We start from the raw sequence: 21,436 nt of genomic DNA on the forward strand, positions 1-21,436 counted from the left end.
GGTCAGAGCGCCTCCACGATGGTGACGTTCGCCAACCCGCCGCCTTCACACATCGCCTGCAATCCGTAACGCTTGCCGCGTGCACGGAGTGCGTAGATCAAGGTGCTCATCAGCTTGGCGCCCGATGCACCGAGTGGATGACCCAGCGCGATTGCACCGCCGTTGACGTTGAGCCGTTGCGGGTCAGCGTCCAAAGCCTGCAACCAAGCCAGCGCGACCGGCGCGAATGCCTCGTTCACTTCATACAGGTCGATATCCTGCATGCGCAGACCGCTGCGCTCGAGCGCACGATGAGTGGCGGGAATCGGGGTTTCCAGCATGACCACCGGGTCGCTGCCCAGCACGGTCATGTGATGAATGCGGGCCAGCGGTTTGAGTCCGTGCTGCTTCAACGCACGCTCGTTCACGACCAACAAGCCAGCCGCGCCGTCGCACATCTGACTCGCGCTCGCAGCGGAGAGGATTCCGCCCTCTTCCAAGGGTTTCACTGCCGCGATTGAAGCGAGCGAGGCGTCGTAACGGATGCCTTCGTCCTTGGTGTGAAGGCCGTCTTTGCCTTCTACCGGAAGGATTTCCTGCTTGAAGGCGCCAGCATTCGTAGCCGCGGCGGCACGCTGATGGCTGAGCAATGCGTAGGCGTCGAGCTGCTCACGTGTGTAACCGTACTTCTGCGCGAGCATCTTCGCGCCTGTGAATTGGCTGAACTCCTTGACGCCATAGCGACGTTGAATGCGCTCGCTCCAAGGTCCGCCGAAGCCCGCGTTGACGGCCAAGTTCGTCGGCGCTCCCATCGGCACCCGACTCATGCTCTCCACGCCCGCTGCGATCACGATGTCCTGCGTACCGGACATCACTGCTTGCGCCGCGAAGTGCAGCGCCTGCTGAGACGAACCGCATTGGCGATCGATCGAAACGGCGGGCACGCTGTCCGGCAGCTTCGACGCAAGCACGGCATTGCGACCGATATGAAAGCTCTGCTCGCCGACCTGGCTCACACAGCCAACGATCACATCATCAACGGCGCCCGGATCAATGCCGCTACGATCGACGAGCGCGTTCAGGACCTCACCGGCGAGATCCGCCGGATGCCAGCCCGAGAGCTGACCGTTACGACGACCGCCAGCGGTACGAGCCGCGGCGACAATGAATGCATCACCCATGACAATCCTCTACCCGGCGCGCGACAGCGCGGCCTCACTCAAATACTTGGTCGCGCTCCAGCCGCCATCGACCGCGATCACCTGACCATTGATGAACGCACCATCGGGCGAGCACAGCAGCGCCACCAAGCCAGCGACATCTTCCGTCGTGCCGGGGCGCGCGGCGGGCGTCATCTCAAAGTTCATTCGCTTGAATCGCTCGCTGTTCCAGGCGTACTCGGTCATTCCAGTGCGTAACACACCGGGCGCGACCACATTCGATCGAACGCCTTGCGCGCCGTATTGAGCCGCCATGTGCGTAGTGAGGCCGATGATTCCGGCCTTCGCCGCGGAATAAGCACCGCCGCGCACGCCACCGATGACCGCGAACGTAGACGCGATGTTCACAATCGCCGCCTCGCCTTTAAACGCCGCCAGCGCCGAGCGGCAGTATCGAAACGGCGCCCGCAACAGCACGTCTAGAAACAAATCCAGATCCGCGTCGGACGTCTCGTGCACCGGCTTCGGCTGACCGATGCCGGCATTGTTGACCAGGTAATCGAGCCGACCGAATCGCTCCATGGCGAGATCGACTGCATCCTGAGGCGCGCTGTCGTGTGTTACGTCCTGCTGAATCGTCGCAAGCGCCGCGCCCTTCGGCAGAGCCGCCTGCAAACGCTGCAGCCCCTCAGGATTCCGCCCGCTGCCAACGATGGCAACGCCTTTCTCAGCGAGGCGCACGGCAATCGCACGCCCCAAGTCGCCACTCGCCCCAGTAATCAAAGCCACCGGCTGGGAGCTCATCATTCACCTCGACTCTTTGACGGCGGCCACGCCAGATCGACCGAGGCCGCGAATTGTTCCTGACTGCCGCCCGACTCGGCCTGCAACGCACGGATGCGATAAGTCCATAGATGCAACGGATACTCGAGCGTGAGTCCCATCGCGCCGGAGAACTGATGCAGATCGAAGGTGAGCTGCCGCGCCATCTCTTGCGCATAGCCTGCAGCGGCGGCGGCATCAGCCGCGTCGCCTCCATCGGCAGCTCGCAGTGTCAGAACGCGACACGCTTCGACGCTGGTCGCGGCCATCGCCAGCCGATGCTGCACAGCTTGAAACGCACCAATAGGCTTACCGAACTGCTCTCGTTCCTTGACCTGACGCAGCGTGCGCTGAAGCGCCGCGTCCGCTGCTCCAGTGATCTCAGCGGCAATCGCCAATCGATAGCGTCGAAGCAACTCGTCCGCAGGCACATCGACTACTACCGCGCGCTCAAGCGCCGCTGGTACCAACACACCGTATGGATACGCATAGTGAGTGGTGCACGCTCGCACGTCTTCCGGTTGCAGCTCCACCAGGCTCACTTGATCGTCGGCCAAGATGACGAGGGTGTGCGCGCCCGACAAGAATCGGATCGGTCGTGTCGCAAGACGCGCCGCACGTGATCCGGATCGACCCGACACCGCGACTGACGTCTCGCCAGCCGAAGTCTCTCGAACGATCGCGATCGGCCGACGCACCGTCTCCGGCAACAGCGGCCCGATCAACAGCGAAGTGGCTGCTTCGACACAGACCGGCAGCTTGCCGATGCCGATAGCGACGAGTACCGCTTCGAGCGTGGAGTACCCATGCTGAGCCAGCGAGAAGAACCCCGCATCCTGCAGCTGTTCTTCCAGCGCCGGATCGGCAATGTACCGGTCCACACAGCGCTCCGGCTCAGCGCCCTCGCCAGTAATCGCGACGAGCGCATCGAGCAGCATCGTCTGTTCTTCGGTGAGCTCAAACTGCACGGGCGCGCTCCCTCGGCAGTTCGAGAAACATCCGGGCAATCAGGTCGAGCTGAACCTCGGCAGCACCCGAAGCGAGCCCTGCCGCAATCGCTCGCATGTGATGTGCCAATAACAAAGGCGGCGCCCCCTCGTGCAATCCGTCCGGCACAAAGTCGAGGACGAACTCACAAACGGCGCGCTCCGCCGAAACCACCGCCCATCGCGCCAGCGAACCTTGCCCACGATCCGCCCCCCGCTTGGCACGCTGATCAACCACTCCATACACCAGCATCCGAGCAGCCTCGACCGCCGCGAGCGCCTGACCCGCACGTGCCTTGACCGCGATCGAATCGAGCTCCCCGCGATCTCGCAAAAGGCCAATCGCTGTATCGAGCGCACGCCGAGCAAAGGCGTACCTCGGAATGCCGATACGCTCGTTAGCGAGCGCATGCGTGATGATGTCCCACCCCTGCCCTTCGCCCCCGAGGCGCTGCGGCTCAGCGACGAACACATCGTGGAAGAACACCTCGTGGATGTCGCCTTCACCAATCAACGCCGGAATCTGCTGGACCTTGATGCCCGGGCTGTTCATGGGCACCAGGAAGATGGCAATACCCCCTTTGCGATCGGCACTGGTGCGTGCGAGCAAGAAGCAGTACTCCGCCTCCGCCGCATAGGACGTCCAGATCTTCGACCCATTGATGAGATAGCCGCCGTCGACCCGTTCGGCTCGCGTCCGCAACGATGCCAGATCGGAGCCGGCGTTCGGCTCGGAGAATCCCTGGCACCAGATGACGGTGCCGGCGGCAATCCGGGGCAGATGTTCCTGTTGCTGAGCCGGCGACCCGTAACGCATCAGAGTCGGGCCGATCCAGTTCACATTCATATATTGCGGGCCGCGAGGCTCGCCGGCTGCCCACAACTCCTCGCCGATGATGAAGTGTTCCCAGGTCGAGGCGCCGCGACCACCGAACTCCACCGGCCAATGCGGAACCAACAACCCCCGCGCGGCCAGCTTCGGACAGAACTCTCGTGAGAACGCGGTCTGTTCGGCGGATCCTGGCCCTTCACGGGCGATGCGATCCCAATCGGCAGGCAGGGTCTCGGCGAGCACCGTCCGGACCGAGTCGCGAAGTGCCAGATGCTCGGGCGTCCAACTGAAATCCATCGTGCCTCTACTGGGTGGCTGGAGACTGCCTGGGTGGAACGGCCGCAAGCAGCATGAGCGCGGAGATGATTGAAACAGCACTCACGGCATAGAACGCCATCGTGTAAGTGCCTTGTCGGTCGTACAGCAGGCCGACCAGAAACGGCGATGCCGCGGCGACGGCATTGCTGAAGGGCATCAGCGCGCCGAGGATCGAGGCGAACGCCGTCGGCCCAAAGTAATTGGCCACGGTCGAATGCCAACACGTCAACGCGGCGCCCGACCCGAAGCCGAGCAAGCCCGTGAATAGATACATTGCGGCCGCGCTCTGCGCGTGTGTCGCTACAAACACTGCCAACCCCATCATCACAATCGACACGGACCACGCATAACGCGGCTCGATCCGGTCGCAGAAAAATCCGACGCTGAGCTTTCCAGCGATGGTGCACATTGCAAACAAGCCGAGTGCCGCGGCAGTCGCTTCAGCGGAGTGACCGAGATCGCGCAGGTGAGGAACAGCGTGAGCGATCGCGGCAACGGACGGCACAGATTCACCGACCGCAGCAACGCCAATGAGCCAGAACGCCGGAGTCCTCATCGCGTCGCGGACCGTCCAGCGCTCACGAGTCCGATACACCGTCGACACAAAGCCCGTGGCCTGCTCGCCGCCCTGAATCGCCTGCGCCTTGGCACCATCCGGCTGCTGCCCCAGATCGGCCGGCCGGTTCTTCACCACCAGCAATGCAATGGCAGCCGCAGCCAGCGCAGCCACGAGTACCACGTACCATGCTGCCCGCCAGTTGCCATCGGCCAATGCAATCACGCGCGTCAGCAACGGCGCGAACAGCAATCCGCCAATACCACTACCGGTCAACACCAACGCCAGTGCCAACGCGCGCCTCCTCTCAAACCATGCGCTCGCACAGGTCTGCGCCGGAATCAGCGCACCGAAGGCGCAGCCCAGTCCCAGCATCAGTCCGTAAGCGACCACATACTGCCAGCCCTGAGTCACCCAGGAGGCGAGCAAGATGGAGCCAAAGGCGACAAAAAGAGAGCCGATACACAGCGACAGGCGCGCCCCGAGCGAGTTGATGACCCGCGCGACCAGAGGCGCACCCAGACCGACCGAGAGCACGAAGACCGTGGAGCCCAAGCCGAGAGTCCCTCGACTCAGGCCGAGCTCCCTGGCCATCGGTGCGTTGATCACGCTCGCACCGACGTACGCCACACCCAGATTGACGGAGACGATGGCCGACAGCGCGGCCAACAGTTTCCAGCCGAAGAACTTGCCGGCATCCGCCATCGACAGCTCCAATGAACTCGCGGAGAAAGCCGGAGTATGCGGCTGGGAGTTCATCGCCGTCAGGCGCTCTTCTTCTTGCCGTAACCGAAATCGTGCTCGGTGCCGGTGGCGTTGATGATCATGGCCCACAGCGACCACCAACTGATGGCCATCGTGAACTCCAGTGCGCCCTGCTCGCCGTACTGTTTGACGACGCGCTTGAACAATTCATCGGACACTTCACCGCTGCAGACGGCGAAGGTGTACTCGATCACCAGGCGCTGTTCGTCGTCGAACACGTTGGCCGTTTTCCAGAACGGGATGCAGGCCTGCTGTTCCATCGAAATGCCCGCCGCCTCGGCGCCGCGCATGTGCGACTGGAACGAGAAGTGACACTTGAAGTGCACATTCAACGTCTGCACCGCCAATTCCTTGACCGCCTTCTGCTGCGAGGTCCACGGCATCTCGCGAACGATGTAGTCGCTGAGCTGGATGAGCCGCATCGCCAGCTTCGGATCGCGCGCGACCGTGGCGAACGCAGCGCTCTTGCCGGGGATCTCCGGATTCGCGTTGCCCGGAAACATGTGATTGAACAAGTCCTGCACCGCCTGCCTGGTCGAGGCATCGGGAGTGCCTGGATAGTCGGACGGCGGGAAGTCGGACGGCTTGAAGACGAGTTGGAGTCGTGCCATGGATGATCTCTCACTTAAAAGGTCGGCGGTCCCTCGCCTGCGATGTTCCCGCGTCAGAAGTTGTATTCGGCCTGGAGCACGACTTCGCGCGGACGATTGAACGTTGCAACGAACTGGGTCGGCGGACCGCCCGGCGCGCTGGACGAAGCGATCATGTAGTACTCGTTGGTCAGGTTGCGTCCGATCAACGACAGCTTGAAGCGCTCGTCCTCCGGCATCAGATTGATGGCCGCGTTCAGGCGCCAGAACGCGTCTTGCATGCCACCGGGATGATTGTCGGTGTGCGCTTGATACGAATCGCTGTGGGAAGCGTCGACGGAGAAGTCGGCGATCCATCCGGCGGTGAACTGTGCGCGATAGTCGGCACCGATGCTGAATGTCACATCGGGCGCGCGAACCAGCGCGGTTCCAGAAAGATTTTGCGAGCCGCCGACACAGCCGAGTGCCGCAGTCTGGCCCGCATAACACGGCGCAGTCCGATAGTCCGTGTAGCGTGCGCGGTTGTAGCCGACATTGCCGTTGAAGGAAAGATTGTCGGTCGCGAGCCAGTTGAACGATCCAGAGACACCTTCGGTGCGAGCCGCGGCGGCATTGCCGATATTGAAGCTGAGCGTGGTCGGATCGAACGACGCCACCTGCAGGCCGTCGTACTCATATCGATACGCCGTCACATCCAGTCGCAACGTGTCGGCCAGCAAGGTCGATTTGTAACCGATCTCGAAGCCTTTGCTCTCTTCCGGACCGAACTTCACGCTGTCGACGGTGAAGGCCCGTTGCAGAATCGCGCCGTTCGACAGGCCGCCCGATTTGAAGCCGGTCTTGTAGGCGCCGTAGATCGTCTGATCCGGCGCGGGATGCCAGGTCAGGGTGACTTCCGGAGAAACATTGTCGTCGTCGTAGCTGGAGTGCAGGACGTCGCCCACCGGACGCAGATTGAGCGTGGTGACGCCGATCGAAAGATTCTCGAAGTCGCCATCTTTCTCTTCATGCGTGTAACGCGCACCGCCGGCCAGCTCCAGCGAGTCGGTGATGTTCCAGCGCACCTGCGCGAAGCCGGAATAGCTTTCGCTGTCGACGCTGGCGCGCGTCTCGAACGTGGTCCAGTTCTGGGCCATGACGTTGAAACCGCCGTGGAACAGATCGGCGGCATTGAACCAGGGCCGGCGCGACTTCTCGAAATACACACCGCCCATGAAATTGAGCGGACCGTCGAACTCGGTATTCACGCGCACTTCCTGCGTGAACAGCTCGTAATCCTCGTGCTGCGTGCTCCACAGCAGCGAGAACGGCGTGTAGTCGGCGTTGTTGCCGCCAGTCACGGTCTGGTCGTAGTAACCCGTCGTCGACGTGAGCGAGACTTTGTCGAACTCCTTGTTGAGCGTCAGCGCGCCGAGCACGAACTTCGAATCGTAGTAAGGCAGACCGCCATTGCCGTACGGATAGTTCTCGGCGTACACCGCCGGCAACGACGCTTCCGCCTTGCGCTGATTCTTCTCGCAATCGGCATAAGGCATGGCGATGACGGCGATCGTCGGCACGGTCTGCCCCCCGGTGCAATACAGCTCGACGTATGCGTTCATCGCATTCATCGACTGCTTGTCCCAGGTCACTTTCAAATTCGCGTTGAAGTCCGACGAAGGCTCCCAACGCAACGTCAGGCGACCGGAATAGTTGTCGCCATCGGGACCTTTGTTACCGAACGTCGCGCCTGGCACCGTCACACCAGGATGCAACGGATCGGCGACCGGCTGAGCGACGTTGTCGATCCAGCCATTCATGGCGCTGCCTCGGAACGCGAGTCGCGCCGAGAACGTGTCCGAGATCGGCCCCGACACCATGCCTTCGACGTAGCGCTCTTCGGCTTCCATCTCGTAGCCGGCCTTGACGCTGGCTTCGAAATGATCGGTGGGATCGCCGCTGCGCAGGGAAATCACGCCCGCCGGGGAATTCTTGCCGAAGAACAAAGACTGCGGACCCGCCAGGACTTCCACCTGCGCGATGTCGTACACACTCGAATTGATGACGCGGCCACGACTGAGCGGCACGCCGTCGATGCTCACCGCCACGCTTTGATCCAGGCCCGCATCGGTACCCGAGGAACTGATACCCCGGATAGTGAGAAAGCCGCCCGTGCCATTGGTGTTTCGCCCGATCATCACTTGCGGGGCAAGCTCGGCGACTTTGCTGAGGTCGGTGGCGATATTGCTTTCGAGCTGGGTCGGCGTGATCGAGGAGATCGCGACCGGCACATCCTGCTGCGATTCGGCACGCTTGCGGGCGGTGACCACCACCGTTTCCAGGCCGACACGGCCGCGCGCTTGAGTATCGTCAGTGGTCTCGCCGGGCGCGACCTGTGCGAAGGCGCCGGCGGTCTCGAGCAATGCAATGACGCCAACCATCAGTCGACGCGAATGTTTGTACATGACTCCCCCGAAAAATTGACCGAATACTTGCAATATTCATCGTCAACTGCGGTCCCTGTGACATCCGCACCCGCGCAGTCGCTTCGCGTCGCCCTCTCGAACGACCTTATCGCCGATCCCTTCGATTGTAAACTGTCGACACTTTGCTAAAGCAAACCGCGCGACTCCCGTTGACTCATCACCGCACCGACTTCGCCGCCCGCACGCGCCCGCTCTTTTTCGCCGGCGTCTTCTTTTTCGCTTCCGTCACATCATCGGCGAACTCGGCCGACAACGATTCGATGCGTGCGTGACTGATATGTTCACGCATCACCGCCTCGGCCGCGACCGGATCGCGACGGCGGAGCGCCGCGATGATCTGCTTGTGCTCCTCCACCACTCGCAATGCCGTCTCACGCGTCGTCACAGCGACGGAACGATGCACCTTGAGCAGGAAGTTCACCTCTTCGGTGAGCATCTTGCTGAGCCGTTCGTTGCCGCTGCCCACGATGATGCGGGTGTGGAAATCCAGATCCCAGGAGTCGTAGTCCTCCCCTTTGCCCGGCTTGTGCTTGTAACGGGTCAGCACCTGCTCGAGCGCGTCGATATCCGCATCGCTCATGTGCTTCGCGGCCAGGCCGCACGCCAGACCTTGCAGGACTTCCTGAACCTGCAGGATCTCCGACACATCCTTGCGTGACAGCGCCACCACTCGCACGCCGATGTTGGTGGTGCGCTCCAGAAGCTTGCGCCCTTCGAGCCGGCGGATCGCCTCTCGCAGCGGGCCCCGGCTGACGCCCAACGACATCGCCAGCTGCAATTCGCTGAGCTTGCTGCCCGCCGCCAACTCGCCGCTCAGAATCGCGGCTTCGAGTCGTTCGGTGACGCTGTCGACCAGCGAATGCGCACGCACCTTATTGTTCAACAATCCATGGATCTCCCGAAGTGCCGACCTCCCGTTCAATGCGACTTCCTGACGGCCTTCGCGTCGTAAATGGTCTGCGCGGCGGTCAGATCGTCGAGCACGGGCCCAACGATGGGATGATCTTGCATCCGTGCATAGTACTCAAGCAGCGGCTCGTGAGGCTCCAGCAGGTTGCCCTCCACGCCCAGCATCCGCGCGATGCGGGCACTCAGATGCAGCGACGGCGGCAGCACGCAATCGGCCAGCGACACCGCCCCATCCGCCTTCGGCAACGGCGTCTTCATGAAATGGGCCAGCGAGGCCAGGCCCTGCTTCCAGCGCGTCAGCTCATTCTCGACGGCGCGCTCATCGCGCGTCGCCGGATTGAGATGCGGAAACAGCCGGATGACCGGCGCCATGACATAGAGATCGACCACACGAATCGCCACATCCACCCGGGCGCGTTGCTCCGGCAGATTCGGCAACAGCGACGGCCTCGGGAAACGCGCCTCGAGATAGTTGAGAATGCTCTGCGACTCCGGAATCGCCTCACCGGTGTCGGTGATCAGCAGCGGAATCTTGCCGATGGGGTTGAGCGCCAGATATTCGGCTGACTTCACCCCACCGGTCGGCGGACGCACGCACTCCAGCTCGAGCTGTTTGGCGCGCGCAGCGATCAGCACGCGCGCGCCAAAGGGAGATTCAGGCGTTGTGATGACTCTCATGCGCCCTCGCCTCGATTAGTAACCGCTACCCTTAGTGATCGGCGCCGCTTGAGCCTGCGAAGGCGCCGGCGCCGCGGGCACGCCGAGGTTGTCGCCCTCTTCGCCGTACCAGGTCCGGAACTCGGCGAAGCCAGGCAGCTCCGAGAACGATTGGACCGATGCTTTGTCGATGACCACATGGATCAGCGCGGGCTTGCCGGACTCCAACGCTCGCGTCACCGCGGGCCCGATGTCCTCAGCCTTCTCGACGTATTCACCGTGAGCACCGAAGCTCTCGGCGGTCTTGTCGAGACGAACCTGTGTGTTCCACTTCGCTTCAGTCGCCGTGCAATCCGGGCCGAAGTTCGCTTTGTACGAAGCGACCTCGATGCCCCAGGCGTAGTCGACCGCCACGATACAAATGACGGGCAGATTCTTACGAACCGCCGTCTCGAGTTCGGAAATATGGAACAGGATGGACGAGTCGCCGGTCAGCAGCACCACTCGACGCGAGTTGCCGACCGCAACCTGCGCACCGATCGCGTACGGCAGTCCCGGACCGACGGCGCCGTAGTTCGAATTCCACATCAGATCGCGAGGCGGGTTGTGCATCAGGGCGCCGAAATACATGCTCGATGCGCCACCATCGCGAACGATCACGGCGTCCTTCGGCAGCACACGGGTCGACTCCACCGCGAGACGAGCCCCATGAATCGGGGTCGATGTGGTGGAGACGGAATCGAACAGTTGCTTCTGCTGAGCCGCGTGAGCCTTGCTCCAGCCCGGCAATTCTTCGGGCGCCTTGCGCTCGGTCTTGAGCGCCGCGCTCAGCTGAGGAACGACATCGCGCAGATCGCCGACCAGCGGCACATCGATCGGACGGTTGACGCCGATGGCGGTGGGATCGCGCTCGATATAAATCCACTGACGCTCGACGTTGCCCTTGCTCCAGTGCCGGCCGCGACCGTAGTGCAGCGGCTCGCCAAGCTCGGTGCCGATGGCGACCACGGCATCGGACTTCGCGACGATTTCGGAAGCGACCGCCGAACCGTACGGGAAGGTGCGATCGTCCAGCCCTTCGATGACCGCCTGGCCGCCGGTCGTCTGAATCACCGGGCAAGCCAGCTTGCGCGCCAGCTCCGCCACTTCGCGATGCGCACGTGACACGAACGCGCCCTGACCGACCAACAGGATGGGATGGCTCGCGCGCTTCAACGCAGCGACGGCATCGTTGATCGCATCGTCGCTCGCGCGCTGATGCACGAGGCGATAACGATGCGGCGCCGGCGCGGGCGGCAACGTGAGATCCGCCTGCATGACACTCAACGGCAACTCGATATACACAGGACCCGGCACGCCGCTCAGTGCGCGACGAAAGGCCTCGTGCACGATTTCATCGACCTGCTCGGGATATTCGATGATGCCCACATACTTCATCGCGCCTTCGAACAGCTTCGGCTGACTCAGGTACTGCATCTTGCCCCGGCGCACGCGCTGCTCGTACAGCCTGTGACGCTGCCCCATGACGAAGATCGCCGGCACGTTCTCCTTGGCCAGATAGATCGCGCCCGCCGCCATGTTGGCGACGCCGGGACCTTTGTTGACACCGAGCACGGCCGGTTTGCCGGTCAGTCGATACACGCCGTCGGCCATCAACGCGCCGGCCTGTTCGTGATGAGGGGCGATCACTTTCATGCCGCGCGCTTCGGCCGTCATGAACATGCCGAACAGGCCCGGATCGGGAATGCCGAAGATCGTGTCGACGTCCTCGGCCTGAATCAGCTCAACGATGCGCTCATGAATTTTCACGTCGACGATGCTCCTGTGGGGACCTGCCTATGATGGCCGAACCGCGCAAAGTGTCAACAGTTTACACATTACGATTTTTGACCGTCAGGCGCCGGGCAGATTGATCTGGCCGTCGATCAGCAGCGTCCGGTAATCCGCCGCTTTGAGCCGATGCGCCACCGCCGCCTGGTACTCATCGCTGCGATACCAGGCGCGCGCATCCTCCATCGATGGGAAACTCAAGATGACCGCGGTCTCGGCGGGCGGTCCCTCGAGCACTTCGAACTCGCTGTTCTTGGCCACGAAGCTCGCCTTCTGCGCCGGCGCCAGAGGCGCCAGCTTGAAGTACTGCTCGAAATGTTTGGGCTCGACGGTCTTGTTACGAATGATGACGACGTACGCGGTCATGATCCAACTCCTCGACTGAAACTCACATCCGGAAAGTGGCGCGCAACCAGACTTCACGCCCCCGCTCTGCCACGCACGACGCCTCATCGGAACCCGCGGGTCCCGGCAGCACCGCGCCCGCAACCTGGCCGCCGAAGAACACGCCGTTCTGCGAATTCGAATTGAAACAATTCGCCGCGGTGATCTTGTCGTTGAGGTTGTTGCCGATCAGCGCCAGCTCCCACTTCTCGCCGGCCTTGAGCGTCACGTTGGCACCGGCCTTGACGTAGTCGTCCTGGAAGAAGCCCGGCGCATTGATCAGATTCAGCGAGTACTTCGAGGAGAAGCTCGCCAGCGTGCCGAAGCTGAGCCGCAAGGTATCGCCGACCGGCATCTCATAATCGAAGCCCAGCGATCCCATCCACTCCGGCGCGCGCACCAGCGGCTCGCCTTCCAGATCCTGCGAGGTGTAGCGGCCAGTCGCCGGATTGAGCAGTTGATCGCAGCCCTGACCGATGGTCTGGCCGTTGCCGCAAGGCGCATTGGGGAATGAGGTATAACGCGCGCGGTTGTAGTTCAACGCGGCCTGCACGCTGAACCCAGGGATGCTGAAAGGCGCGAAGGTCGCGTCCATGTCGACACCATAAACATCGGCCGACGCCGCGTTGAGCGTGCGCAGGATCAACGCACCGGTCACACCGGAAATTTCGTTGGCGCCGACTTGCAGGTTCGAATACTTGTAGTAGTAGGCAGCGGCATTGAACGAGAGCTGGCGATCGAGCAGCCGGCTCTTCAAACCCACTTCACCGCCCTTCACCTTCTCGTCGTCGAACGAGCCGGCCGTGGTCGGAGTCAGGAAGATGACACCGTTGAACGAACCCGACTTGAAGCCGGTCTTGTAAGCGGCGAACAGGGTGAGATCGTCGGTCGCCGAGTAGGTCAAGGTCACTTCCGGCGAAACGTTGGTCGCTTCGATCTCCGGATCCAGCAGCACCGACTTGCCAACCGGACCGTTGGCCGCGTTGTAGTTGTACTGCTCATGCGAGCGCTTCTCACGCGTCCAGCGCGCACCCGGTGCGAGCTCCAGGTCCGGCGCGATCTTCCAAACCACCTGACCGAAGAACGAAATCGAGTCGATGTCGATGTGGTGAGCGAAATCGTTCAGCGTGTCGGCGAGGCCGAGGACCGTGTTGCCTCTCAGACGCACGGCCGTCTTCTGCATGCCGTCCTGATAGAAACCGCCCAACGTGAAATTGATCGGGCCGTCGTAGTCCGACGCGAGCCGGAATTCCTGCGTCAACTGGTCGCTGTCGAAGTCGCTGTCCGAGACCAGCGCGGATGCGCCGCCGATCACGCTGGCGAGATACAGATATTCCTGATTCAGCCAGTAGTAGCCGGTCAACGACGTAAGCGTCAGGCCGTTACCGAAGTTGATGTTCTGCTCCAGCGATGTGAGCAACTGCTTCTGTGTGTTGAACGGCTTGCCGCCGTTGCGCAGACCGGTGAACACCGCGGGGTCCGGCCAGGCAACACGAATGCTCCGATTGATCTTGCAGTCGTCACCGGCGATGAAGGAGATGTTGCGCGGAGCAACGCCACCCGTGCCGTCGGGGCAGTAGCCCAACTCATTCGCCGGCCAGGTGCCCTGCATGTCGGTGTACTGATAGCTGGTCTTCAGCTTCGCGCTGTAGGGCCCATCGGGAGTGAACAGCGCCGTACCGCGAACGATCACATCTTCCGTCGGCGTGACGCGTCGATCGGTGGGGTTGATGCTCGCCAGTCCGGGAATCACTTCCGCGTCGTTGCGGAAATAGCCGGCCTGATCCGAGTAGCGCGCCGCGAGCCTGAGCTTCACCGAATCGGAGACCGGACCGGAGATCATCGCCTCGGCGATCTTTTCCTCCGCTTCGTACTCATAGCCGACGCGAGCGCTGGATTCGAACGTGTCGGTGGGATCGACGCTGCGCAGGGAGATCACGCCGGCCGGGCTGTTCTTACCGTAGAACAGCGCCTGCGGACCTTTCATCACTTCGACCTGCGCGACGTCGAACATGCCGATGCCGTACGCGAGACCCTGCGTCAGCTGCAGGCCGTCGACGTTGAGCGAGATCGAGTTGTCGACCGTCGCATTGTTCGCAGTGGTGCCGATGCCGCGGATCGACACCTGCAATCCATTCGCCGCCAACGATGTGCCGATCAGCAGGCCCGGCACGCGCTGAGCGACCGTGTACAAATCGTCGGTCGCGTGTTGTTCGAGCGATTCCTGAGTGATCGCCGTCATCACCACCGGCACCTTCAGAATCGATTCGTTCTTCTTGCGAGCCGTGACGATGATGCTTTCGAGCGTTTCGCCCGTCTGCGTGGCTGCTGCATCGGACGAGGTCGTTTGCGCCTGAGCGGCGGCCACGCCGCCCGTGGCGAGGCAGCCACACACCAGATGCGTAACGAGTTTGCGTGTTCTCATGATCTCCCCCGGAAGATTGTCAACTGTCAACAGTTACCGTTAAATGCAAGCCTTGCGTCGTGCCGGTTCAATCCGTTGCGCAACTCCCTTGGCGACGCCAGAAACCAGCGCACACAGCTGCGCGACAGCACCGATGCTTCGGAGTACCCGAGCATCTCGGTCACGCGCATCAGCGGAATATCCGGCTGCTGCAGATAGCGCAGCGCCATGTCCCGACGCACCGAATCCCGCAGCGTTTCGAACGACTCCCCTTCCTGCCGCAACTTCCGCTGCAAGGTGCGGCGATGAAGGCGCAGAGCCGCCGCGAGCGACTCCTGCGTGCACTCCCCTTCGACGAGCAGCCGCGCGATGTGAATTCGCGCGGGCAGGGTCAACGGCGTCAGCCCCCTGCGGAAACGACGGTCGATGAAAATCGTGGCCATTTCATGGAGCTGCCGCGAGGAAACATGTTCCGCACCGGGCTCCACACCCGCGGCGTCACGAAGCCCACGGGGATCTCCGCCCAGACGCGTGACGATCTCGTCGAAGCCGCGCAGCGAATCGTTGGGCACCAGCGTGGAATCCTGCGTCACGTTGCAACCCTCTCACGCCACCAGTCGCAAGCCGGGCCTGGGCCACTGCGCTTCGAACAGCTGACCGTAGCCCGACAGCGTGATGTAGGCCGTGCGCATGCTCGGGCCGCCAAAACAAATGTTGGTGCAATACCCTTCCGGCGCCTCGTAGAACTCGATGAGCTCGCCCGCCGGCGAGAACACGCTGATGCCACCGCGCACCAGCGTTGCGACACAGATATTGCCGCTCGCTTCCACCGCCAGCGAATCGAAACGTTGATAGCCTGGCAGACCCGCGACCAGCTTGCCGCCATTGGGCGATGGAAATGACTGTAACTGCAACTGCCCCGGCTCGATCACCGGATACGACCACAACCGACTCGTCTCCGTCTCCGCGACGTACAGCGTTCGCTCGTCCGGCGACAGGCCGACGCCGTTGGGTGTCAGCAGCGGGAACGCGGCACGTCGAATGAAACTTCCATCGATGCGCGCGTAGTACAGCGCGCCGAGCATGAGACGGTCGGCGAACTTCTTGCCGAAGTCCGTAAACCAAAAACCGCCGTGCGAATCGAACACGATGTCGTTGGGGCCGTGCAGCGGCACCCCGTCGCAATGGGTGTAGAGCACCTCGACCTTTCCGGTCGACAGGTTCACTCGTTGAATGCTGCCGCCTTTGTAATCGGACGCCTCACCTGTCGGTCGAGTGAATCCATCGTCGGTGCGCCAGCTGAATCCGCCGTTGTTACAGACGTAGCAGTGACCCTCAGGGCCGATGGCCGCACCGTTCGGACCGCCGCCCAATTCCGCGACGACTTTGACTTCACTGCCGGGCAGCCATCGCTTCAAGCAACGGCCCGCGATCTCCACGAACAGCACGCTGCCATCCGGCATGGCGATCGGCCCTTCTGGAAATCCCAGACCGGAGGCGACGACACGGCCCTGCAGTTGCGACATTACTCATTCCCCCGGACGGCACACATATATATGTAGGGCTGGCTCAGTCCTGGCCGCCGCCGGGCAGCTCGATATTCCGATCCACGATTTCGATCACTGCCGGGAAGTAGCGCCCCGACCAGCCGTTGGTCGCCGTCGCCGCGTAGTAGCGTTGCGCGAGCTGCGTGGCATGCGCCGAAACCCCCACCTGCTCCGCCAGCTCGAGCACGCAGCTGATGTCTTTCAGCACGTACTCAGGAGAAAACGCTTTGTCCGGGAACTGCCGCGGCAACATCGCTTTGCGCGCGTGATTGCGCAGGGCGAAGCTGTCACCCGAGCCCTTGGACACAGCTTCGATCAAAACTTCCGGTCGCACGCCACCGCGCGCTCCGACCACCATCATTTCAGCGATGGCAACGGTGTTCTCGAACAGCAATGCGTTGTTGACGAGCTTGACGACCTGGCCGCATCCCACGGCGCCACAGTGCGTGACATCGGAGCCCATATAACTCAACAGAGGTGAGATGCGCGCGAACAGTGCCTCATCGGCACCGACCATGATGCTCAACTCGCCGCGCTGTGCCGCTTCTCTCGTACGAGCCACCGGCGCGTCTGCGAATGCGACGCCCATTGATGCCAGACGCTCAGCGACACTACGCGCGCCGGCGACGGTCGTCGTGCTCAAGTCGACAATGATCTTCGGTCGATGCGATCCGCTGGTCAGCCCTTCCGCACCGAGACACACCTGCTCGACCTGCTTATCGCCCGGCAGCGACAGAAACACGATGTCCGCGCGCCGTGCGATCTCGGTCAGTGTTTGAGCCCGAGTCGCCTTCGTTCCTTCCAAGCCGGCGAATGCCGACGCGTTCATGTCGAACGCAATCACGTCGCCGGGATGCTTGAGCGCGATGTTTCGACACATCGGCGCGCCCATCACGCCGAGACCGACGAAACCGATCGTCGCAGCTGCTGCAGCGCTCATGGCTCAATCCATCCACATGCCGCCGCTGATATCCAGCGACGTGCCGGTGATCCAGTTGGACGCGGGCGAGCACAGAAACAAGGCAGCTTGCGCGATGTCCTCGGCGTTGCCGTAGCGCCCCAAAGGAACAGTGGCATTTGCCGACGGCGCCTGGTTGCTCGTGACATTCGCCCACATCGCGGTTTCAACCGGACCCGGCGCGAGTGTGTTGGCGTACACGCCATGAGGAGCGCCGGCCTTCGCAATCCAACGCATCATTCCATGGACCGCCGCCTTGGAAGCAACGTACGCAGGACCCGATGCGACACCGCCATTCTTCGCGGCGATCGAGCCGCACGCGAGAATCTTGCCGTAGCCCTTCTCACACATGATGGGAAACAACTTGCGAGCCGGGTTCACGACGCCGAGCACATTGACCGACAGCATCGAATTCCACTCTTCGTCGGTGCTCTGCGCGAGCGGCGTGCGAGCGATCACGCCGGCACACAGCACGAGAACATCTACCTTGCCGTGACGAGCCAATACGCCGTCGATGACTTTGTCCGTATCGGCGCGCGACGTGACGTTGTACTGGCGATACTCGATGCCAGGGCCAATGTCTTCGTGCTCGCTCAGATCGGTGGCGATGACGCTCGCGCCCGCGGCCCTGAAGGTATTGGCGACTGCGCGCCCCATGCCGCCAGACCCGCCGGTGATCAGAACCACTTGCCCGGCCAGACTCGGCGGTCCGCTCAGATGCTGCGCCATAACTCTCTACCCCTGAACCTCAAAAAGAGACCCGAGCTAAACGAAGCTCGCCTTGGCCGACATCGCCAACTCGCCCTCCGGCCCGCGCGCCCACAGCGCCAGCGTGCCATCGTCGCTCGCCTGCCCTTCGAGCTGGAAGGCGCGACTGACGAACAGCGGTGCTACCCCTCGAAAATCAAAACCGGCGAGGCGTCGACCGCCACCATGCTCCACCGCGAACTGCTGTAACAGCGTAGCAGTGAGCGGTCCGTGCACGACCAGGTCCGGATAGCCCTCTTCGTTGCGAGCGTACGCCTGGTCGTAGTGAATGCGATGACCGTTGAAGGTCAACGCCGAATAGCGGAATAGCAGAGTCGTGTCCGGCATGACACTGCGACTCCACTGCGCCACGCCGTCGTAACGCCGCGGTTGAGAGTCCGCACTCGACGTCGTCGCCTCGCGAAAGACGACATCCTGTTCTTCCGAGATGCACACGGTGCCATCGCACGTGATTGTGTGCTCGAGGGTAACGAACACCAACGAGCCACGCTTGCCGGTCTTGCTCTCGATCTTGAGGATGCGACTGCGCTTCTTCGCTGTCGCGTCGATCGGCAATGGCGCCAGGTAACGGATGCGACTGCCGGCCCACATGCGACGCGGCTGTTCGATGGGCGGCAAGAAACCGCCGCGTTGAGGATGGCCATCCACGCCAAGTGCACTGGCACGCGCCGTGGGATTGAAGAACAACCACTGCCAACCGGGCGGAAGTGGCTGTCCAGCATCCAGGACGGATTCGAGATCGAGAGTGGCGGCCATGGCCCGAGCCACGGACACCGAAATCCGCTCGTCAGTTTCCTGTTCCCGGCCCACCCAGGCTTGCAGATCCGCAGGCACGCATACCCCCGTCAATGAATTCAGGTCTGAGCGCCGAAGCGCTTGCCTGAGAACAATATAGAATGCATTCTATATAAAAGGAACCCCTGCGAGCTAAATAGATCGTCATGAAACTCCCTCCCCTGGCCGGTCGCCGGGTCATCGAGCTCGGCACCATGCTGGCCGCCCCGTTCGCCGCCCACATCCTTTCGCAGCTCGGCGCCGAGGTCATCAAGGTCGAACCGCCGACCGGCGATCCGACCCGCAGCCTGGTCCGTGGCGGCCCGAGCGGCACCTTCATTGCCTACAGTCACAGTAAGAAAAGCGTGTGCATCGACCTGTCGAAACCCGAAGGTCATGCGGCGTTTTGCAAGTTGCTGAAGACGGCCGATGCCTTGGTCCACAACCTTTCTCCCAAGGCCGCTCGCAAGCTGAAGCTCACGCGCGAGGACTGTGAAGCCGTCAATCCGCAACTCGTCTATTGTCACATTCGCGGTTATGCCGCCGGGCCCCAGCAAGACGATCTCGCGTCCAATCCGGTGGCCGAAGCGTCCACCGGCGTCATGGAAGCGAACCGCATCAATGGACGACCGAGTCGCCTCGGCCCTTCGTATCACGATCAGTTCGCGGGTGCTTATGCGGTCATCGGCATCCTCGCCTCGATGCTGAACTCACGCGAAAAGAACACCGCAGCCGAGCCTGTCGAAATCGGTTTGTATGAAACAGGACTGCACGTCGCCTCGCGCGATCTGGTGGGAATTCAGCTGAAAACCCAGCTTTTGGGCCGTCCCGAGCGCGAGCCTCATGGTGAATTCAGCATGCCTGGCTACGGCGCTTATCAGACATCCGACCGGCGCTGGATTTATTTGCTGATGCTCACGGACGGTCATTGGTTGAAGTTCAGCCAGGCCATGGGCCTGCCCCCCGACGACTCCCTCGCCACGTTGCGTCAACGAAAAAAAGTGCGCGAACAAGTGGAGGACCTGGTGAAGTCCGCGATGGCCGCGCATACGTTCGACGCCGCCACTGCACGTTTGAAAGCCGCGGGCGTCGGCTTCACCGAAGTGTTGCCGCTCGAGCGCGTGCTCGATGCACCTCAAGCGCGTGAGCCAGGGAAACTGCGAGACGTTCCACTACGAACGCTCGACTTCGCCGTTCCTGAGTTCCCTCGCTTGCACGCCGGCTCGGACGGTGTACCGACCCAACCGCCTCCCGAACTCGGCGCGCACACCGCCGAGCTGCTTGGCACCGCCGGTGTCACGCCAGAGGAATATCGATCGATGCTGAGCACCGGCGCCGTTCAAGAAGCGGCCCCGAATGCTTTCGCCTGGGCGCCCGTTCGCAACGAGCGCTGACCGGCGCTGCTCTCAGCCACCGTCCGATGCCGCTCCCGACGAGCAACAGTCGTTGACAGTGCCAGATAAAAGAATGCATTCTGCATTATCCATTCAGGAGACGATCTTTGAGTAATCCAGCCGCCACCTCCTCCGAAGTCGGTTCCGCGCCCGCCGAGGGCCGCATCACCGACCAGGCCATCGCCGATGCCAGGGCCATGATCGGCCTGCACCTGCGCCCCGAAGGTCCGTATCTCCAGGACGCCACCGCCGACACGTTGCGTAACTGGTGCAACGGCATCGGCGACTTGAACCCGCTGTATCGGGAGATCGGTTACGGCGCGTCGACTCGCTACGGCTCGATGCTCGCGCATCCCATGTTCCCGATGGCCTTCGGTTGGTTGGGACGCACGCGCTGGGGTCTGCCCGGCGTGCACGGCTTCTACGCCGGCAACGACTGGGAACTGTTTCGTCACGTGCGTCCGGGCGATCGCATCACCGCCATCGAACGCGTCGTCGGCGTGGAGGAGAAGCAGAGCAAGTTCTCCGGTCGACTGGTCCTGCAGTACGTCGAAGCCTGCTACTACAACCAGCGCAGCGAACTGGTTGCTCGCGCCTTGGGCACCTGCACGCGTCATGAGCGCAAAGCCGCGCGCGACACCGGCAAGTACAAAGATATCGAGCAGTATCAATACACCGACGAGCAACATGATCGCATCGATCAGATGGTGCTCGACGAGCCCAAGAACATTCGCGGCTCCGCCGTTCGCTACTGGGAAGATGTGAAGGAAGGCGAAGAACTGCCGAGCATCGCGCGTGGCCCGCTGTCACTCATGGATACGATGGGATTCCTGGTCGGTTGCGGTCGTGGTCATACGCACGGCGTGGTGCTGCAAGCGGCGGTCAAACATCCCGGCCACTTCTTCCGCAATCCCGAGGCTGGCGGTGGCGTCGAGTACACCGGCATCGGCCATCATCGCGAATCGGTGGCGAAAGAAGTCGGCGTGCCGGGCACCTACGACTACGGCCCGCAGCGCTCTTCGTGGATGTGCTCCCTCATCACCAACTGGATGGGCGACGCCGGCATCCTCAAGCGAGTGCGCAGTGAAATGCGCCGTTTCAACATCGTCGGCGACACGACCTTCTGCAAAGGCAAGGTCGTCCGCAAGTACGTGAAGGACAGGACCGCGTTGGTCGACATCGAGATCGCCGCCGAAAATCAGCGCGGCGAAGTGACGACGCCGGGTCTGGCGACCGTTGCCCTGCCCTCGCGCGACGTGAAGTTGCCGGCATTCATCGACGGCTCGGGCGTCGATCTCGAGTTGCCGCTGATTCGTTAACCGAGCCGCTGCAGAGGCA

The 21,436-nt window shown here is 62.4% G+C and carries 19 protein-coding genes; 2 read left to right on the plus strand and 17 right to left on the minus strand.

The window, feature by feature from the left end:
* Positions 1 to 2 precede the first annotated feature (2 nt).
* The 17 genes from EKO19_RS01185 to EKO19_RS01265 all read right to left on the minus strand — a co-directional run bounded on the left by EKO19_RS01185 (position 3) and on the right by EKO19_RS01265 (position 18,764).
* Complete coding sequence (locus EKO19_RS01185) at positions 3 to 1,160, minus strand: acetyl-CoA C-acetyltransferase (protein WP_129774586.1); 1,158 nt, start codon at positions 1,158 to 1,160, stop codon at positions 3 to 5.
* A 9-nt stretch (positions 1,161 to 1,169) separates the two neighbouring features.
* Positions 1,170 to 1,943 carry an SDR family NAD(P)-dependent oxidoreductase gene (locus tag EKO19_RS01190; protein ID WP_129775944.1) on the minus strand — a complete coding sequence of 258 codons (774 nt, stop codon included), beginning with the start codon at positions 1,941 to 1,943 and terminating at the stop codon, positions 1,170 to 1,172.
* Positions 1,943 to 2,929 (minus strand): acyl-CoA dehydrogenase family protein, encoded by a 987-nt coding sequence (locus tag EKO19_RS01195; protein WP_129774587.1) that lies wholly within the window; start codon positions 2,927 to 2,929, stop codon positions 1,943 to 1,945. Before EKO19_RS01195 ends, EKO19_RS01190 begins: the two co-directional genes overlap by 1 nt.
* Positions 2,919 to 4,076 (minus strand): acyl-CoA dehydrogenase family protein, encoded by a 1,158-nt coding sequence (locus EKO19_RS01200; protein WP_129774588.1) that lies wholly within the window; start codon positions 4,074 to 4,076, stop codon positions 2,919 to 2,921. The genes EKO19_RS01195 and EKO19_RS01200 overlap by 11 nt, the downstream gene beginning before the upstream one ends.
* 7 nt (positions 4,077 to 4,083) lie before the next feature.
* Entirely contained in the window at positions 4,084 to 5,412 is a 1,329-nt protein-coding gene (locus EKO19_RS01205) for an MFS transporter (RefSeq protein ID WP_129774589.1), read from the minus strand.
* Positions 5,413 to 5,417: 5 nt separating this feature from the next.
* On the minus strand, positions 5,418 to 6,029 hold the full coding sequence (locus tag EKO19_RS01210; RefSeq protein WP_129774590.1) for a carboxymuconolactone decarboxylase family protein: 612 nt from the start codon (positions 6,027 to 6,029) through the stop codon (positions 5,418 to 5,420).
* 53 nt (positions 6,030 to 6,082) lie between these two features.
* On the minus strand, positions 6,083 to 8,452 hold the full coding sequence (locus EKO19_RS01215; protein ID WP_129774591.1) for a TonB-dependent receptor: 2,370 nt from the start codon (positions 8,450 to 8,452) through the stop codon (positions 6,083 to 6,085).
* A gap of 178 nt (positions 8,453 to 8,630) precedes the next feature.
* Positions 8,631 to 9,359, minus strand: coding sequence for a GntR family transcriptional regulator (locus EKO19_RS01220; RefSeq protein ID WP_175596919.1), 729 nt, complete (start codon positions 9,357 to 9,359; stop codon positions 8,631 to 8,633).
* Positions 9,360 to 9,391: 32 nt separating this feature from the next.
* A complete protein-coding gene (locus EKO19_RS01225; protein WP_129774593.1) occupies positions 9,392 to 10,060 on the minus strand; it encodes a glutathione S-transferase family protein in 669 nt (222 codons plus the stop codon).
* A 15-nt stretch (positions 10,061 to 10,075) separates the two neighbouring features.
* Positions 10,076 to 11,848, minus strand: coding sequence for a thiamine pyrophosphate-binding protein (locus EKO19_RS01230; RefSeq protein WP_217705067.1), 1,773 nt, complete (start codon positions 11,846 to 11,848; stop codon positions 10,076 to 10,078).
* An 84-nt stretch (positions 11,849 to 11,932) separates the two neighbouring features.
* Complete coding sequence (locus EKO19_RS01235) at positions 11,933 to 12,235, minus strand: DUF1330 domain-containing protein (RefSeq protein WP_129774595.1); 303 nt, start codon at positions 12,233 to 12,235, stop codon at positions 11,933 to 11,935.
* A gap of 22 nt (positions 12,236 to 12,257) precedes the next feature.
* On the minus strand, positions 12,258 to 14,678 hold the full coding sequence (locus EKO19_RS01240) for a TonB-dependent receptor (protein WP_129774596.1): 2,421 nt from the start codon (positions 14,676 to 14,678) through the stop codon (positions 12,258 to 12,260).
* A 26-nt stretch (positions 14,679 to 14,704) separates the two neighbouring features.
* Positions 14,705 to 15,229, minus strand: a complete 525-nt coding sequence (locus EKO19_RS01245) for a helix-turn-helix transcriptional regulator (RefSeq protein ID WP_129774597.1) — start codon at positions 15,227 to 15,229, stop codon at positions 14,705 to 14,707.
* A 33-nt stretch (positions 15,230 to 15,262) separates the two neighbouring features.
* Positions 15,263 to 16,183, minus strand: coding sequence for an SMP-30/gluconolactonase/LRE family protein (locus EKO19_RS01250; RefSeq protein WP_129774598.1), 921 nt, complete (start codon positions 16,181 to 16,183; stop codon positions 15,263 to 15,265).
* A gap of 43 nt (positions 16,184 to 16,226) precedes the next feature.
* Positions 16,227 to 17,144 carry an NAD(P)-dependent oxidoreductase gene (locus EKO19_RS01255; RefSeq protein WP_129774599.1) on the minus strand — a complete coding sequence of 306 codons (918 nt, stop codon included), beginning with the start codon at positions 17,142 to 17,144 and terminating at the stop codon, positions 16,227 to 16,229.
* Between the two features lie 3 nt (positions 17,145 to 17,147).
* A complete protein-coding gene (locus tag EKO19_RS01260) occupies positions 17,148 to 17,891 on the minus strand; it encodes an SDR family NAD(P)-dependent oxidoreductase (protein WP_129774600.1) in 744 nt (247 codons plus the stop codon).
* Positions 17,892 to 17,927: 36 nt separating this feature from the next.
* A complete protein-coding gene (locus EKO19_RS01265) occupies positions 17,928 to 18,764 on the minus strand; it encodes an HTD2 family dehydratase (RefSeq protein WP_129774601.1) in 837 nt (278 codons plus the stop codon).
* Positions 18,765 to 18,871: 107 nt separating this feature from the next.
* On the opposite strand from EKO19_RS01265, the gene EKO19_RS01270 reads away from it, so the two are divergent.
* Positions 18,872 to 20,098 carry a CaiB/BaiF CoA transferase family protein gene (locus EKO19_RS01270; protein ID WP_129774602.1) on the plus strand — a complete coding sequence of 409 codons (1,227 nt, stop codon included), beginning with the start codon at positions 18,872 to 18,874 and terminating at the stop codon, positions 20,096 to 20,098.
* Between the two features lie 107 nt (positions 20,099 to 20,205).
* Positions 20,206 to 21,417, plus strand: coding sequence for an FAS1-like dehydratase domain-containing protein (locus EKO19_RS01275; protein WP_129774603.1), 1,212 nt, complete (start codon positions 20,206 to 20,208; stop codon positions 21,415 to 21,417).
* Positions 21,418 to 21,436 lie beyond the last annotated feature (19 nt).

It is taken from the genome of Peristeroidobacter soli (assembly GCF_004138485.1).
GTDB lineage: Bacteria > Pseudomonadota > Gammaproteobacteria > Steroidobacterales > Steroidobacteraceae > Steroidobacter > Steroidobacter soli.